Annotated in this window: 15 protein-coding genes; 11 read left to right on the top strand and 4 right to left on the bottom strand. The window is 69.9% G+C overall.

All coding sequences use genetic code 11. The features are described from left to right. The first annotated feature begins 119 nt into the window (after window positions 1–119). Window positions 120–1,469, top strand: a complete 1,350-nt coding sequence (locus OG521_01790; GenBank protein ID WUW19576.1) for a radical SAM protein — start codon at window positions 120–122, stop codon at window positions 1,467–1,469. Window positions 1,470–1,478: 9 nt separating this feature from the next. Here the strand turns inward: OG521_01790 and OG521_01785 are convergent, their stop codons facing one another. After that, the gene (locus OG521_01785) at window positions 1,479–2,423 is read right to left on the bottom strand and encodes an alpha/beta hydrolase (GenBank protein WUW19575.1); all 945 of its coding nucleotides are present in this window, start codon (window positions 2,421–2,423) and stop codon (window positions 1,479–1,481) included. An 89-nt stretch (window positions 2,424–2,512) separates the two neighbouring features. On the opposite strand from OG521_01785, the gene OG521_01780 reads away from it, so the two are divergent. Continuing rightward, on the top strand, window positions 2,513–3,106 hold the full coding sequence (locus OG521_01780) for a TetR/AcrR family transcriptional regulator (GenBank protein ID WUW19574.1): 594 nt from the start codon (window positions 2,513–2,515) through the stop codon (window positions 3,104–3,106). Between the two features lie 35 nt (window positions 3,107–3,141). On the opposite strand, the gene OG521_01775 is transcribed toward OG521_01780, so the two are convergent. Next, on the bottom strand, window positions 3,142–4,041 hold the full coding sequence (locus OG521_01775; GenBank protein WUW19573.1) for a LysR family transcriptional regulator: 900 nt from the start codon (window positions 4,039–4,041) through the stop codon (window positions 3,142–3,144). A gap of 115 nt (window positions 4,042–4,156) precedes the next feature. Between OG521_01775 and OG521_01770 the strand changes: the two genes are divergently transcribed. Next, on the top strand, window positions 4,157–5,047 hold the full coding sequence (locus OG521_01770; protein WUW19572.1) for an oxidoreductase: 891 nt from the start codon (window positions 4,157–4,159) through the stop codon (window positions 5,045–5,047). 67 nt (window positions 5,048–5,114) lie between these two features. Here the strand turns inward: OG521_01770 and OG521_01765 are convergent, their stop codons facing one another. Then, window positions 5,115–5,966: an NAD(P)-binding domain-containing protein gene (locus OG521_01765; protein ID WUW19571.1), complete on the bottom strand. Its 852-nt coding sequence runs from the start codon at window positions 5,964–5,966 to the stop codon at window positions 5,115–5,117. Between OG521_01765 and OG521_01760 the strand changes: the two genes are divergently transcribed. The 4 genes from OG521_01760 to OG521_01745 all read left to right on the top strand — a co-directional run bounded on the left by OG521_01760 (window position 5,965) and on the right by OG521_01745 (window position 8,563). Next, entirely contained in the window at window positions 5,965–6,516 is a 552-nt protein-coding gene (locus OG521_01760; GenBank protein ID WUW19570.1) for a glycoside hydrolase family 25 protein, read from the top strand. The genes OG521_01765 and OG521_01760 overlap by 2 nt on opposite strands. Before the next feature lie 132 nt (window positions 6,517–6,648). Further along, a complete protein-coding gene (gene adhP / locus OG521_01755) occupies window positions 6,649–7,674 on the top strand; it encodes an alcohol dehydrogenase AdhP (GenBank protein WUW19569.1) in 1,026 nt (341 codons plus the stop codon). A 62-nt stretch (window positions 7,675–7,736) separates the two neighbouring features. Then, window positions 7,737–8,186, top strand: a complete 450-nt coding sequence (locus tag OG521_01750; protein ID WUW19568.1) for a MarR family winged helix-turn-helix transcriptional regulator — start codon at window positions 7,737–7,739, stop codon at window positions 8,184–8,186. Between the two features lie 107 nt (window positions 8,187–8,293). Next, window positions 8,294–8,563: a hypothetical protein gene (locus OG521_01745; protein WUW19567.1), complete on the top strand. Its 270-nt coding sequence runs from the start codon at window positions 8,294–8,296 to the stop codon at window positions 8,561–8,563. A gap of 42 nt (window positions 8,564–8,605) precedes the next feature. Here the strand turns inward: OG521_01745 and OG521_01740 are convergent, their stop codons facing one another. Beyond that, the gene (locus tag OG521_01740; GenBank protein WUW19566.1) at window positions 8,606–9,889 is read right to left on the bottom strand and encodes a nucleotidyl transferase AbiEii/AbiGii toxin family protein; all 1,284 of its coding nucleotides are present in this window, start codon (window positions 9,887–9,889) and stop codon (window positions 8,606–8,608) included. A 405-nt stretch (window positions 9,890–10,294) separates the two neighbouring features. Between OG521_01740 and chvE the strand changes: the two genes are divergently transcribed. The 4 genes from chvE (at window position 10,295) to OG521_01720 (ending at window position 15,872) form a co-directional block, all read left to right on the top strand. After that, on the top strand, window positions 10,295–11,428 hold the full coding sequence (gene chvE / locus OG521_01735) for a sugar ABC transporter substrate-binding protein (protein ID WUW19565.1): 1,134 nt from the start codon (window positions 10,295–10,297) through the stop codon (window positions 11,426–11,428). After that, window positions 11,425–12,996, top strand: a complete 1,572-nt coding sequence (gene gguA / locus OG521_01730; protein WUW19564.1) for a sugar ABC transporter ATP-binding protein — start codon at window positions 11,425–11,427, stop codon at window positions 12,994–12,996. Before chvE ends, gguA begins: the two co-directional genes overlap by 4 nt. Before the next feature lie 5 nt (window positions 12,997–13,001). After that, window positions 13,002–14,237, top strand: a complete 1,236-nt coding sequence (gene gguB / locus OG521_01725; GenBank protein ID WUW19563.1) for a sugar ABC transporter permease — start codon at window positions 13,002–13,004, stop codon at window positions 14,235–14,237. A 402-nt stretch (window positions 14,238–14,639) separates the two neighbouring features. After that, window positions 14,640–15,872, top strand: a complete 1,233-nt coding sequence (locus tag OG521_01720) for a right-handed parallel beta-helix repeat-containing protein (protein ID WUW19562.1) — start codon at window positions 14,640–14,642, stop codon at window positions 15,870–15,872. Window positions 15,873–15,919: the final 47 nt, after the last annotated feature.

Raw genomic sequence — 15,919 nt, 5'->3', positions numbered from 1 at the left:
GCGGGCACCGGCTCAACCGGCGGACCGGCGAGAACGCTTCGCGTCCGTGGTTCGTTGGACGAGAACGGCGTACCCCGAAACCGCGAACACCCGCGCCGACCGGACCGAGGAGCCCGCACATGCCCAGCCGAACCGAGCCCGGCAGTACCGACACCAGCCGCACCCGCCTGATCGAGCGGCTCATGGAGCAGTTCCCGCACGTGCCGCGGGAGGCCGTCATCAAGGAGGACCTGCTGCGCGGCGGCCTGGCCTTCGACGAGTCTGCGCTCAGCGACAACGAGGACGGTGACGTCAAGCCGAAGTCGTACTTCATCTTCTCCTTCGACCACGGCACCCTCCCCGAGCTGGGCGCGGCCGCACTGCGCCGCCCGCCCGAGGAGATCGTGCTCACCGGCGGCCCGTACGAACTGCGGCGCACCGTCGTCTCCGTGCGGGTCAACCCGTCGTCTCCCTACCGCGTCGCGGCGGATGCCGACGGCGTGCTCGGGCTGTACCTCGACGGCCGGCGGATCTCCGACGTCGGTCTGCCGCCCATGCCGGACTACTACCGGCACACCCTGGACAACGGCAAGTCCGTGATGGAGGTCGCGCCCACCATCCAGTGGGGCTACCTCGTCTATCTGACGGTCTTCCGGGTCTGCCAGTACTTCGGCGCCAAGGAGGAGTGCCAGTACTGCGACATCAACCACAACTGGCGCCAGCACAAGGCCGCGGGGCGTCCCTACACCGGAGTGAAGCCCGTCGAGGAGGTCCTGGAGGCGCTGGCCATCATCGACCGCTACGACACGGCGAAGACGTCCACCGCCTACACCCTCACCGGCGGCGCCATCACCTCGCACATCGGCGGACGCGACGAGGCGGACTTCTACGGTCAGTACGCCAAGGCCATCGAGGAGCGCTTCCCCGGCCGCTGGATCGGCAAGGTCGTCGCCCAGGCACTGCCCAAGGCCGACGTACAGCGCTTCCACGACTACGGCGTGCAGATCTACCACCCCAACTACGAGGTGTGGGACCGCAGGCTCTTCGAGCTGTACTGCCCGGGCAAGGAGCGTTACGTCGGCCGGGACGAGTGGCACCGCCGCATCCTGGACTCCGCCGACGTCTTCGGCGCCCGCAATGTCATCCCCAACTTCGTCGCAGGCGTGGAGATGGCCGAGCCGTTCGGCTTCACCACGGTGAAGGAGGCGATCGACTCCACCACCGAGGGCCTGCGGTTCTTCATGTCCCACGGCATCACCCCGCGGTTCACGACCTGGTGCCCCGAACCGACGACACCGCTCGGCCGGACCAACCCGGACGGTGCGCCGCTGGAGTACCACATCCGGCTGCTGGACGCCTACCGCTCGACGATGGAGGAGTACGGTCTCAGCTCGCCCCCCGGCTACGGGCCGCCCGGCCCCGGGCGCGCGGTGTTCTCCGTCAGCTCCTTCATGGACAGCCTCCCGGCCCGCGAGGAGGATCCGGCCTAGGTCGGTGGACTACCCGACGCGCTCGTCGCTGATGAACGCGGTCAGCGCGGCCACGGTCGCGTCGGGCTGTTCGTCGGGGATGAAGTGCCCGGCCCGCGGGATGACGACGCCGGTGACGTTCTCCGCCCAGGGGGCGAGGGAGCCGGCCATGTCGGGGACCGAGCCGTGGGAGCTGGAGATGCCCAGGACCGGGACGGTCACGTTCCCACGTCTGAGCGCCTCGTGATTCCCGCGCGCCGATTCCGCGGCGTCGCGGTAGTAGGCGAGAGACGCCCGGAGTCCGCCCTCGGCCGCGAGGGCGGCGGCGTAGTTGCGGACCTCGGCGTCGTCGAAAGCGTTAGGGGAGAGGGACTTGGCCCTCAGGAACCAGTCGACGTAGTCGCGTTCGCGGCCGGCCAGCAGGGTCTCGGGCAGTTCGGGCACCAGGTGGAACGCGAAGTGCCAGGTCTTCCAGGCCCGGTCGGGGTCCGTGGGGACGGAGTCCGGGAGGGTGATGCCGGGGATGCCGGCGTCGAGCAGGACGACGCCGTGCAGGCGCTCCTCGTGCCCGAGGGCCAGGGAGAAGGCGACCCAGGCCCCGATGTCGTGGGCGACGAGCCAGTACTTCGGCACGTCGAGCGCGGTCAGCGCGGCCTGGACACGCGAAGCGACGGTGTGTGTGTCGTAGCCCCCTTGCGGGCGGTCGGAGTGGCCCTGCCCCGGCAGGTCGACCGCGATCACACGGAAACGCCCGGCAAGGCCCGGCATCACCTTCCGCCAGGCCCACCAGGTCTGCGGGAATCCGGCGAGCAGGACGACGACGGGACCGGCCGGCGCGCCGCCCTCCACGGCGTGCAGCCGGATTCCTTCCGCGTCGACCCAGCGGTGAGTGAAGCCCGCGAGGTCGTGCAGCGGCAACCCGGGGAACGGGTTCTGGGCGCAGGAGCGGTCCGGGGCTGTGGCGTCGTCGGTCATGGCGTGAGCCTAGCTCATCTTGGACTGATCAGTTCAAGATATGATGAGCAGGACCGGGGCGGCCGGTCCAGGAGCGAGGTGCACGGGTGATGGCCGGGAAGAAGCAGTTCGACGTGGAGGTCGCGCTCGACGCGGCGATGGTCCAGTTCTGGCGCGCCGGATACGCCGACACGTCCGTCGACGACCTCTCCAGGGCGACCGGGCTGAACCGCAGCTCCATCTACTCCTCGTTCGGGGACAAGGACGCCCTCTTCCTGCGCTGCCTGGAGCGCTACGCCGCGCGGTACGGAAGCAGGTACGACCAGGCGCTGTCACGGACGTCCGAGGAACCGCTCCAGGCGGTACGGGCGTTCTTCGAGGTCACCCTGCGGCGCATCGCCGACCCCGACGTACCCGACGGATGCCTGATGGCCCAGACGGCGATGGCGGCACCGGTGCTCAGCCCCGCCATCGCCGCACGCGCGGTCGAGGCCCTGGGCCTTCAGCGTGCACGGCTGCGGACCGCCCTGAACACGACGCGGCTGGCCGGGCGCCGGGCCGACGACTTCTCGGTTCACCTCGCGGCGGTCAACCAGTCACTGGCCGTGCTGAGCAGGACCGGGGCGAGCCGGGAGGAGCTGCGCACGGTCATCGACATCAGCGTGAGCGCGCTCTCGCACGCCTTGGACGACCGGAGTCGCTGAGCCAGTCCGGCACACCGTCCCCACGCCACACCACGTCACCCGTCGACCGGAGCAGGGGTGCCGGCCAGTTCCCGCACCACGCGGGCGAAGCCCCGTACCAGTGAGCTGTCCATGCCGTCCGCCCAGGCGAGCACCACCCGAAGGGGTTCCACGTCCGTCAGCGGCACCCAGGACAGATCGGGCCGTGCGTAGTACCGGGCCATGCTCAGGGGGGCGAAGCAGACGGCGGATCCCTCCGCGACCTGCTCCAGCATCTCCTCCACGTTGTCATTGGTCGGCCCCCACTTCGGACTGGAGCCGTCGGGCCGGGGGTTGACGGCCCACCAGTCGACCCACTCCCGTGGTGCCCGCTCGGTCCACATCAGCGGATCGTCCCCGACCTCCAGCACCGAGACACCGGTACGGGACGCCAGGGCATGCCCGGACGGCAGCCCCACCACGCGCGGTTCGGTGTGCACCAGCTCGCTGTGCAGGCCGGTCAGGTCGTTGGGCAGCCAGACGAAGGCGACATCGGCCAGGCCGTCGCGCAGCGCGTCGGCCTCCTGCCCCCAGTCGTACCGCTTGGGCGCCACCCGCACCCCCGGGTGGCGCCGGGAGAACTCCGCCCGTGCCCGTGTGGTCAGTTCACCGGCGCCGCTCGCCTCGAAGCCCACCCGCAGAACGCCCGTCTCGCCACGCGTGTGCCGCTCGGCCGCCGCCGTCACCCGCTCGGACTGGCGCACCGTGAGCAGCGCCTCGGCGATCACGTCGCGTCCCGCGGCCGTCGCCGAGACGCCGCCGGCGTGACGGTCGAAGAGCCGCACCCCCAGTTCGGACTCCAGGCTCTTGAGTGCGTACGAGAGGGCCGGCTGGCTGACGAACAGCCGACGGGCGGCCCGCCCCAGGTTCTCCTCTTCGGCGATCACGGTGAGGTAGTGCAGCTGACGCAGCTCCATCCAGCGATCATAAGGGCCGTTTATCGATCCAGAAGGCTTTTGTCTTGGACCGCACGGGCCCGCGGATGACACAAATGAATCACCGCAACACCGCTACGGACAGAGGGAGTCGGACATGAACGCCGCACAGGGAGCAGCCGCCCGCGACGCCGCACAGGACGCACAGGACGCACAGGGCCGCGTCTGGCTGATCACCGGCGCCTCGTCCGGATTCGGACGCGCCATCGCCACCGCCGCGCTCACCGCCGGCGACACCGTCGTCGCCACGGCCCGCAGACCGGAGGCCCTCGACGACCTGGTGGCCGCGCACCCCGACCGCGCCTTCGCCGTCCAGCTGGACGTCACCGACACGTCGCGCATCGCTGACGTCGTGGCGGACACCGTGCTCTGGCACGGCCGCATCGATGTGGTGGTCAACAACGCGGGGATGGGGCTCGTGGGCGCCGTCGAGGAGACCAGCGACCGCGAACTGCGCGACCTCATGGACCTCCACTTCTTCGGCCCCGCCGCCCTGGTGCGCGCCGTTCTGCCGCACATGCGCCGCAACGGCTCCGGAGCCTTCGTCCAGATGAGCAGCATGGGCGGCCGCTTCACCTTCCCCGGCGTCGGCGCCTACTCGGCGACGAAGTTCGCGCTGGAGGGCCTGTCGGAGGCGCTGGCCGCGGAGGTCGCGCCCCACGGGATCAAGGTCCTCATCGTCGAGCCCGGTTCGTTCCGTACGGGCTTCGCCGGGGGCGGCGCGCTGCGGCAGTCCGCCGCCCTGCCCGCCTACGAGGAGACCGTGGGCCCCGTCCGCAGCAACCTCCCCGGCTCCGACGGCAAGCAGGAGGGCGACCCGGACAAGGCGGCCGCGGCCATCCTCACCGCGCTGGACGCCCAGGACACCCCGCTGCGGCTGCCCCTCGGCAACGACGCCACGGACGCGGTCCTGGCGAGTCTCGACTCCGCCCGCTCCGAACTGCTGACCTGGGAGAAGCTCAGCCGCAGCACCGGCTTCGACGCCTGAGGCCCTCGCGCGGACGAGGCCGTGCGGCAGGGGGCGCGCCCCCTGCCGCACACAGCCGTACCGGGTCTCAGGCGCGCCACTCGGGGGTCCGCTCGGCGGACGCCGAGGTGAGGGCCTTCTCGATCGCCGCGACGTCGCCGCGATGGCCGTAGACCGGGGTGCCCGGCTGCTGGCGCCACGACTCGTCGAGCCCGCCGGCGTCCACCGTGTCGAAGCCGAGCTCGTCGATCAGGTCGCGCACCGTCTGCTTGGCGGCCGCGTCGTCCCCGGCCACCGGCAGTGCCTGGCGCTCCGCGGTGCCCTTGGGTGTGCCGTTGGAGAGGATGTCCTGCGCGTACGTCCCGTTGAAGGCCTTGATGACGGGGTGGCCGATCTGCTCCTGCGTCCACAGGCTCTCCGGCTGACCGTCCTCGATCGCGGCGATACGGCCGTCGCGCTCGCGCGGGTAGTAGTTCCCGGTGTCGATGACGGCGAAGCCCTCCGCAGCGCCGTCGAGGAATCCGGCGGGCAGCGCCGGTACGGCCTTGAGCGGCACGGTGACGACCACAACCTGGGCGCCCTTCGCCGCCTCGGCGGCGGTGACCGCGGTGGCACCGGTCTCCTCCACCAGGGCGGTGAGGGTCTGGGGGCCACGCGAGTTGGCGACGGACACCTCGTGGCCGAGCGCGGTGAGGCGCCGGGTGAGGTTGCCGCCGATGTTCCCTGCCCCGATGATGCCGATCTTCATGGGTCCGACCTTCCGATGGTGCGAGCGGTACGTGAAGTGGTCTCGCCGGTTCACCAACTCCTGGCTTCCGGCACCTATTCCGTGCGCGGGCAAAAGGTTTCCCGACCCGCGGAAGGATGGGACCCGCCGGCTGCGGGCACGTAACAGGGACAGGAAACGGAATCCCCCGAACCCCCGTAAGGCGGTGCCCATGCTGCACGGTGTCGACGTCAGCGCGTATCAGTCCTCCTTCGACACGGACGGTCTTGATTTCGTCCTCATCAAGGCCACGGAAGGCCGCTCCTATGTCAATCCGCGGCTGACCACACAGACGAAGCTCGCCCGGGACGCGGAATGCGTGGTCGGCTTCTACCACTTCCTGTGGCCCGGGAATATCACGGCGCAGGCGGAATACTTCCTCAGCAAGGCGCCGGAAAAGGCGGGTGACCTGCTGGCCGTCGACTGGGAGCAGAACGGCGAGGGCACGCACGCGAGCAATGCGGAGAAGGACCGCTTCATCCGCGAGGTCAAACGGCTGCGACCGGACCACAAGGTCCTGCTCTACTGCAACCGCTACTTCTGGCTGAACCACGACACGACGTCGTACGCCGGGGACGGCCTCTGGATCGCCGACTACGTCACCGCGGGAAAACCGCGCATCAAGGCGTCGTGGCGCATTCACCAGTACACCGACCAGCCGCTCGACAAGGATGTCGCGGCCTTTTCCTCGCGGGCGGCCATGCGCACCTGGGCGAAGGGGTAGCGACCGCGACCGGCCGGGCAGCCGAGAAAGGGCGAGAATCGGCCATCCGAAATACCCTGTTCCGAGGCTTGCGCGCCCCGGTCCGTGTGAACCGGACCGGCCGGAGGCGCGCATCGAAGCGGAGGAGCACCCATGAGAGCCGCCGTTGTCCGCAGCTTCACCGAGCCGCTGGTCGTCGAGGACAGGCCGGTGCCCACCCCGGCCGGACACCAGGTGCTGGTCCGCATGGAGGCGTCGGGGCTCTGCCACACCGACATCCACGCCGCCCACGGGGACTGGCCGGTCACGCCGAGTCCGCCCTTCGTCCCGGGGCACGAGGGCATCGGGATCGTCGAGGCGGCCGGTGACCAGGTCGGCCATCTCGCAGTGGGGGACCGGGTGGCCATCCCGTGGCTCGGCGAGGCGTGCGGACACTGCGACCACTGCGTCTCCGGCTGGGAAACGCTGTGCCTGGCCCAGCAGAACAGCGGCTACTCGGTCGACGGAAGCCACGCCGAGTACGCCCTCGCCCATGGGACGTACGTGGTGCCCGTGCCCGAGGGCATCGACCCGCTGGACGCGGCGCCCCTGACCTGCGCGGGCGTCACCACGTACAAGGCCGTGAAGCTCTCCGGTGCCCGGCCGGGCACCCGTGCGCTCGTCTCCGGCATCGGCGGGCTGGGGCACCTCGCCCTGCAGTACGCCCGGATCTTCGGCGCGGAGACCATCGCCGTCGACGTGACCGACGAGAAGCTGGCGCTCGCCCGGGAGTTGGGTGCCGATCACGTCATCGACGCCCGGGTCCAGGACGTGGCCGAGGAGACGCGCCGGCTCGGCGGCGCCGACGCGGCCATCTCCCTCGCCGTGAGCAACGAGTCCTTCGCCGCGGCCTACGGGTCCCTGCGGCGCGGCGGGACGCTCGTCCTGGTGGCTCTTCCGGCCGGGGGGAAGCTGGAGATCCCGGTCTTCGACACGGTCCTGAACGGCACGAAGATCGTCGGTTCCATCGTCGGCACCCGGCAGGACCTTGCCGAGGTGTTCCGCCTCCACATCCTCGGCCGTACCCGTGTGGTGCGTGAGACCAGGGACCTGGCCGACATCAACGCCTCGATCGCCGAAGTGCTCAAGGGCGAGGTGTCGGGGCGGCTCGTCTTCGACCTGGGCCGTCCGAAGGCGTGAGCGCCACCCGCACACCTTCGTAGGTGCATACCCGCCGCGGGTATGCACCTACGATATGCGTGATGAACGAGACCCCGCCCAGCCTCCTGGGACTCACGACGTACCTGATGTCCAGGACCGGCAAGGCCGCGCGGAGCCGGCTCGCGGAGCGGCTGGCCGAACGCGGCCTGCGGCTGCGGCACATGGCGGTGCTGTCGGCGCTCGTGGACTTCGGCCCGCATGCGCAGCGGCAGCTGGCGGACCGGCTCTCGATCGACCGCGGCGACATCGTGAACCTCGTGGACGATCTCCGAGCGGCCGGACTCGTGGACCGGGCCCGCGACACCGCTGACCGGCGACGCGTCACGGTCACCGTCAGCGAGGCGGGCCGCACGCTGTTCGAGAGCCTCCGGGCCGACGCGCTGGACGTGCAGGACGAGATCCTGGCACCCCTCACCGCGCGTGAACGCAGCCGTCTGACCAGTCTGTTGAAGCGTGTGCACGACCATGTCCGGGAAAACGCCGGGGACTGACGTCCCCCGGCTCCGGTCATGGCCGCAGTCGCGGCCGATCTGCCGGACGGGCCGTGGCGGCCAGGTCGCTGACCGATTCCGCGTACCGGGTGCGGCAGACTTCTTCGGTGACCACAGCCGCGGCTCAGCCGCCTCGTGACCGTGCACTCGGGCGCGGTATCTCCACTCTCATTCCGCAGGCCGCGACCGCGACACCTGCCGAACAGGCGGCCGCCGTGCTGACGGCCATGCAGAGCGTTCCGGTACGGGTCGGTGTGCTCCAGGCCGCCGTCGTCCTGCTGGAGGAACGGGTGCGCGCCACGGGCGACGAGGCCGAACGCGCCGCGGCGGCGACCACCGTGGCCATGCTCCGCACCGCGATCGGCCAGGCCGGCTGACCACCGGCACGGTGGACGCGCCGGCGCGGGAGGCCCGCAGGATCAGCGCAACATTTCCAGTGCTTCGGCGCACGACCCCGGATGCTCCCGCCAGTACCGCCAGTCGCCCTCCTGGGCCAGCACCGCGGCGAGCGCCCCCTCCAGGTCCAGGCGCCCCCGCCCCGCCATCTCCCGTACCACCACGACGGCGGCGGCGAGCCCCTCGTAGCCGTGCCCGGAGAAGTGCCCCAGGGCGGATGCGGGATCGGTGGCCGCCTTCGTACGCGTGGCCGCGACCAGGGGCTCCAGCCAGCGCGCCCAGCGGTCGTAAGGCCGCTCACCGGGCGGTTCCGCCGCCGCGAGCAGGGGCTCCAGCGCCCGGCCGAGCCGCTCCGTGAGCCCGGCCGGGCTGTCGTCGGCCCAGGGGTACTCGGCCGTGAAGTGCTCCCATCCGCCTTCCACGCCCAGCGTGTCGATCCACCAACGACCGGCGGGGCGCAGCCCGTCGGCTCCCGCGAGGGTGAACGCGGCGCGCACGACGTCGTAGCGCGGTGCCGTGTGCTCGGCGAGCAGGACCGCGTCGTACAGGTCCTTGCCCTGCGGATACGCGTCGCTGACCAGCCAGAGCAGCTTCCAGGCCAGGGACAGGCCGGGGGAGGCGGCCATGATCCGGCAGCCGGGACCCTCGCCGATGGGGTGCAGCTCGGTGGACAGCGGAGGTTCGGGGAGCTGCTCGTTGAAGACCACGTCCAGCTGCACCGTCCCGCCGGGTGTGCCCGGCGCCGTCCACGGCAGCAGCATGCGCCGGCCCGGCACCCGGTCGTACGTCCAGATCTCCTCGGTCACGCGGCCCGACGCGTCGATCCGGACGGGCCCGCGGGCGGAGGCCTCCGCGTCCCGCGCGACGGTCTCGAACAGGGCCGCCGTACGCGGGGAGTCCACCTCCCATTCCCGGGGGACGGCCACGAAGTCCAGATCCCCCGGATCGCGCGCCGCGTCCCCGAACCAGGTGGCCATCAACACGCTCCCGCGCAGGACCAGATGATCCGCCCACGGTCCGGTGGCGACCGCCGCGAGGACGGTGTCCAGGGCCGTTCGTCGGGCGCGGCGCCAGGCGTGGGCGGCCGCCGGATCGTCGAACCGGGGCTCGCCCGCCCGATAGGCGTTCGGGAACTGCTTGAGGGCGGGGTCGAAGACGACCGGCTGCCGCAGCCCGGGCGGCGCCGGGACCAGGGTGCGCGGGAGGTCCTCGGCCCGCCGGGTGCGCTCGCTCAGGGGGCTGTGCGGGACATGCGACGACCGTGGCCACAGACGGTTCCACGTGGGGTCGTCGGCGGAGGAGGTCATGGTGGGCTCCTGGGCGGGGAGCGGGCGCGAGCCCGCGAGCGGCGGTGACTTCACGCGTCCGCGTGCGTCGGGGGCGAGCATAGTTGCCGTGGTGCCGGGGCCGCCGCGCACGCCGGTCCGGCCGAAAACCCCTGGTTGCGGGCGGAGTTGTCCGGAGAGCAGCTGCGCGAACCATTGACAGCCTCCCCGCCCCCTCACTACCGTCACGCCAACATTTCGAACGCCTGACGAAATATCGAACAAGCTCGGCTCGACTGCCCTGCCGTGCACGAGGGATGTCCGGGGTGCCGGATCCTCGGCTGCGTCCGTCCGTCGTGCACGCCGAACCGTGTCCGGAATACCGAACCATTGATGAGAGGGCGCGCGGCCGGCCCGGCCGCCTCCCTCGCACCCGGAGGATCGACCATGCGCACCTCACGTACCGTGTCCGCCCCGCGCGTCGCCCGGACCGCAACGGCCCTCACCGCACTCGCCCTCTCCCTGACCCTCGCCGCCTGCGGGCAGAGCGGTGAAGGGGGCAGCAAGGACAAGAAGTCCGGCGGCAAGGGCTCGACCATCGGAATCGCCATGCCGACCAAGTCGTCGGAACGCTGGATCGCCGACGGCAGGAACATGGCCGCCGAGTTCAAGAAGCTCGGCTACAAGACCGATCTGCAGTACGGCGAGGACGACGTCGACCAGCAGGTCTCCCAGATCGAGAACATGATCACCAAGGGCGTGGACGTCCTGGTGATCGCCGCCATCGACGGCCGCGCCCTCAGCGACGTACTGCACCAGGCGGGGGAGCAGGGCATCAGGGTCATCTCGTACGACCGGCTCATCCTCGGCAGCCCGGACGTCGACTACTACGCCTCGTTCGACAACGAGAAGGTCGGCGAGCTCCAGGCCGGCTACCTCCTCGACAAGCTCGGCCTGAAGTCCGGCGCCGGGAAGGGGCCGTTCAACATCGAGCTGTTCGCCGGATCGCCGGACGACAACAACACCCGCTACTTCTTCCAGGGCGCCTGGAAGGCCCTCAAGCCGTACATCGACAAGAAGCAGCTCGTCGTCCGCAGCAAGCAGACGAAACTGGACCAGATCACCACGCTGCGCTGGGACGGCGGGACCGCCCAGAAGCGCATGGACGACCTCCTCACCAGCGCCTACTCCTCGGGCCGGGTCGACGCGGTGCTCTCACCGTACGACGGGATCTCGATCGGCATCATCTCGGCCCTGAAGTCGGACGGCTACGGCACCGGCTCCAAGCCGTACCCGCTCGTCACCGGCCAGGACGCCGAGGTCGCCTCGGTGAAGTCGATCATCGCGGGACAGCAGACGCAGACCGTCTACAAGGACACCCGCGCCCTGGCCAAGCAGGCCGTCCAGATGGCCGACGCCGTACTGAACGACAAGAAGCCCGAGGTCAACGACTCCACGACGTACGACAACGAGAAGAAGGTCGTGCCGTCGTTCCTGCTCCAGCCGGTCAGCGTCGACAAGTCCAACTACCGTGCCGAGCTGGTCGATTCCGGCTACATCAAGGAGAGCGACCTCCGATGACCACACCGACGGCGGACCCGGCGGCCGACGCCGGGCCGGTCCTGGAGATGCGGTCCATCGTGAAGACGTTCCCCGGTGTGAAGGCCCTCTCCGACGTCTCCCTGACCGTCGCCCAGGGCGAGGTGCACGCCATCTGCGGGGAGAACGGGGCCGGCAAGTCGACGCTGATGAAGGTCCTCAGCGGCGTACATCCGCACGGCAGCTACGAGGGCGAGATCCGGTTCAGGGGAGAGGACTGCGCGTTCAAGGACATCCGGGCCAGCGAGGCCCGCGGCATCGTGATCATCCATCAGGAACTCGCCCTGGTGCCGTACCTCTCCATCGCCGAGAACATCTTCCTCGGCAACGAGCACGCCACCCGCGGCTTCATCAGCTGGAACGAGACCCTGCGCCACGCGGCCGCCCTCCTGGCCAGGGTCGGTCTGCGCGAGCACCCGCAGACCAGGGTCGCGGACATCGGCGTCGGCAAGCAGCAGCTCGTCGAGATCGCCAAGGCGCTGTCCAAGAAGGTCGAACTGCTGATCCTGGACGAGCCCACCGCCGCCCTCAACGACGAGGACAGTGCCCAGCTCCTCGCCCTCATCAAGGAGCTGAAGGGCCAGGGCATCTCGTCGATCATCATCTCGCACAAGCTCGGCGAGATCACCGCCGTCGCCGACTCCGTCACCGTCCTGCGCGACGGCCGGACCGTCGAGACGCTCGACGTCCGTGCCGGATCGACCACCGAGGACCGCATCATCCGCGGCATGGTCGGCCGCGACCTCGACCACCGCTTTCCCGAACGCACCGCGTACGCGGGAGACCCGGGAGCCCACCCGGCCCTGGAGATCCGCGACTGGACCGTGCACCACCCGATCGACCAGCACCGCAAGGTCGTCGACCGGGTCTCGGTCCGGGCGCACCGCGGCGAGATCGTCGGCATCGCCGGACTGATGGGCGCGGGCCGCACCGAACTCGCCATGAGCGTCTTCGGCCGGAGCTACGGGCGCAACATCAGCGGCACGGTCCTCAAGGACGGCAAGGAGATCAGGACCCGCACGGTCTCCGAAGCCGTCCGCCACAAGATCGCCTACGTCACCGAGGACCGCAAGCAGTACGGCCTCAACCTCATCGACACCATCGGCCGCAACATCACTCTCGGTGCCCTGGGCAAGGTCGCGCGGCACGGGATCGTCGACGAGCACGAGGAGACCCGCGTCGCCGAGTCGTACCGCACCACCATGAACATCAAGGCCCCCACGGTCTTCGAGCAGGTCGGCCGGCTCTCCGGCGGCAACCAGCAGAAGGTCGTCCTCGGCAAGTGGATCTTCGCCGGTCCCGACGTCCTCATCCTCGACGAGCCGACCCGCGGGATCGATGTCGGAGCGAAGTACGAGATCTACTCCGTCATCGACCGGCTGGCCGCCGAGGGCAGGGCCGTCGTCCTCATCTCCTCCGAACTGCCGGAGCTCCTCGGCATGTGCGACCGCATCTACACCATGGCGGCCGGCCGGCTCACCGGCGAAGTCCCGCGCGCACAGGCCACCCAGGAGGTCCTCATGCGCCATATGACCAGCGACAAGAGGTAGCAGGAATGACCCAGGCCCCCACCGACACGCCGCCGCGCACCGGCAAGGAAGCCCACGCCGCGCCCCCGGCGACCGGCGCCCTCCTCCTGGACGCGGCCCGTCGCAACATGCGCCAGTACGGGATGCTCATCGCCCTCGGGCTGATCGTCGTCCTCTTCGAGATATGGACCGACGGGGTCCTGCTCAAGCCGAACAACGTCACCAACCTCGTCCTCCAGAACAGCTACATCCTGGTCCTGGCCATCGGGATGATGATCGTCATCATCGCCGGGCACATCGACCTGTCGGTGGGCTCGCTCGCCGCGTTCGTCTCCGCCGCCTGCGCCGTGATGATGGTCGAGCACGATGTGCCCTGGGTGCTCGCCCTCACGCTGGGCCTCCTCCTCGGCGCGGTCGCGGGCGCCTGGCAGGGGTTCTGGATCGCGTACGTCGGCATCCCCTCGTTCATCGTGACGCTGGCCGGAATGCTGCTGTTCCGCGGGGGTACGCAGATCCTCCTCGGCAGCCGCTCACTAGGCCCGATCCCCGAGGGCTTCCAGAAGATCTCCACCGGCTATCTCCCGGAGGCCGGTCCGCAGACCAACTACCACAACCTGACCCTGCTCCTGGGGCTCGTCCTGCTGGCCTTCGCCCTGCTCCAGGAGGTCCGCGACCGGCGCCGCCAGAAGCGCTACGAACTCGACGTCCTGCCGCGCAACCTCTTCCTCCTCAAGTGCGCGGCCATGGCGGCCGCCGTACTCGCGTTCACCATGACCCTGGCCAGTTATCGCGGCGTCCCCGTCGTGCTCCTCCTGCTCGCCGTGCTGCTGATCGGCTTCGGCTACGTCATGCGCAACGCGATCATCGGCCGCCATGTCTACGCACTCGGCGGGAACCGCGCCGCGGCGAAACTGTCCGGCGTGAAGGACCAGCGCGTCACCTTCTTCGTGTTCGTGAACATGGGAGTGCTCGCCGCGCTCGCCGGTGCCGTCTACGCCGCCCGCCTCGGGGCCGGTGTGCCCCAGGCCGGCACCAACTTCGAACTGGAGGCCATCGCCGCCGCGTTCATCGGCGGCGCCTCGATGAGCGGCGGCGTGGGCACGGTCTTCGGCGCCGTCATCGGCGGCCTCGTCCTCGGCGTACTCAACAACGGCATGTCGCTCGTGGGCATCGGCACCGACTACCAGCAGGTCATCAAGGGCTTCGTGCTGCTGGCCGCGGTGGGCTTCGACGTCTACAACAAGCGCAAGGTCGGCTCGTAGCCCGCCGTCCGCCTGCTCCGAATCCGGCAGGCGTGGTGGGGGCATGGTGGTGTTCGAAGTTCATGGGTCTGAATGATTTTCACATACATACACATTGACGTGAACATGGCCGAGTCCTAGGGTCATGGGAAAGCGCTTGCACGGGCCAGTTGGAACACCCCGCCAGCTGACTCGTTCATGGACTCGAACGGACACGTTGCCACGACCGGCGTCCCGGCAGAAGGGGTCGGAACCCTTCTGCCGGCTCACGGCCCTCGTGCGTGTCCGCGTTCAACTCGCCTTCCTCGCAGCGCAGTCGGCTGTGCGGCACCCGCTCCGGAGGCGCGCGGACCGCTGCGAGCACGTCGAACGACCTTGCCGAACGAACTCGTCGAACGAACCAACCCCACCTGGAGTCGAACGATGCAGATCAAACCCGTCATCGCATGCGCAGGCCTGCTGGCCGGCTCGCTCGCCGTCCTCTCGGGCACCGCCACCGCCCAGGCCGCCCCCGTCCTCCAGCGCTCGGCGGCAGCGCCCGCAGCGGCCTCCGCGGTCGCAGCGGTGGACGCCGCCGCCCTTTACGTGGCACCCGACGGAACCGACGACGCGGCCGGCACGGAGTCGGACCCGACGACGCTCTCCTCCGCGATCAGCCGCGTCGAGTCCGGCGGCACGATCTATCTGCGCGGCGGGACGTACCACTACGCGGAGACCGTCACCATCCCGCCGGGCAACGACGGCACGTCGAGCGCCAGGACGACCCTGGCCGCCTACCCGGGCGAGAGCCCCGTGCTTAACTTCGCGGAGATGAGCGAGGACCCGGCCCATCGCGGGCTCGCCGTGAACGGGGCCTACTGGCACATCAACGGCATCACCGTCGAGCACGCCGGCGACAACGGCATCTTCGTCGGCGGCAGCAACAACATCATCGAGCGGGTCGTGACGCGCTTCAACCACGACTCGGGGCTCCAGATCTCACGGATCGCCTCCACCACCCCCGACGACGAGTGGCCCGCCGACAACCTCATCCTGAGCTCGGAGTCGCACGACAACGCCGACTCCGACGGCGAGGACGCCGACGGCTTCGCCTCCAAGCTCACCTCCGGTCCGGGCAACGTCTTCCGCTACACCGTGTCCCACAACAACATCGACGACGGCTGGGACCTCTACACCAAGACCGACACGGGGCCCATCGGCCCGGTGACCATCGAGGACTCCCTGTCGTACGGCAACGGAACCCTCTCGGACGGGACCGTCAACGCCGACGGCGACCGCAACGGCTTCAAGCTCGGCGGCGACGACATCGAGGTCGACCACATCGTGCGCCGCAACATCGCCTACGACAACGGCCACCACGGATTCACCTACAACAGCAACCCCGGCTCCATGACGGTGTCGGACAACGTCTCCATCGACAACGAGGAGCGCAACTTCTCCTTCGACAAGGGGACGTCCGTCTTCAGGAACAACACCTCGTGCCGCAGCGGCAGCGGCTCGAACGACAAGACGATCGGCGACGCCGACGGCTCGAACCAGTTCTGGACCGGCTCGAACGGGTCCCGGTGCTCCGCGTACGACGGCGCCATGGACTGGTCGTTCGCCTCGGACGGCCACCTCGTCGTGACGTTCGGCGGCACCGAGGTGACGCCGTAGCCGTTCCGCCACCCGCCGGTGCCCGTCACGGGGCCGGACGCCCCGGG

This window comes from Streptomyces sp. NBC_01463, assembly GCA_036227345.1.
In the GTDB taxonomy this organism is placed as follows: domain Bacteria; phylum Actinomycetota; class Actinomycetes; order Streptomycetales; family Streptomycetaceae; genus Streptomyces.
Note: the sequence above shows the minus strand (reverse complement) of the source record. Positions and strands in the feature narration are given on the sequence as shown.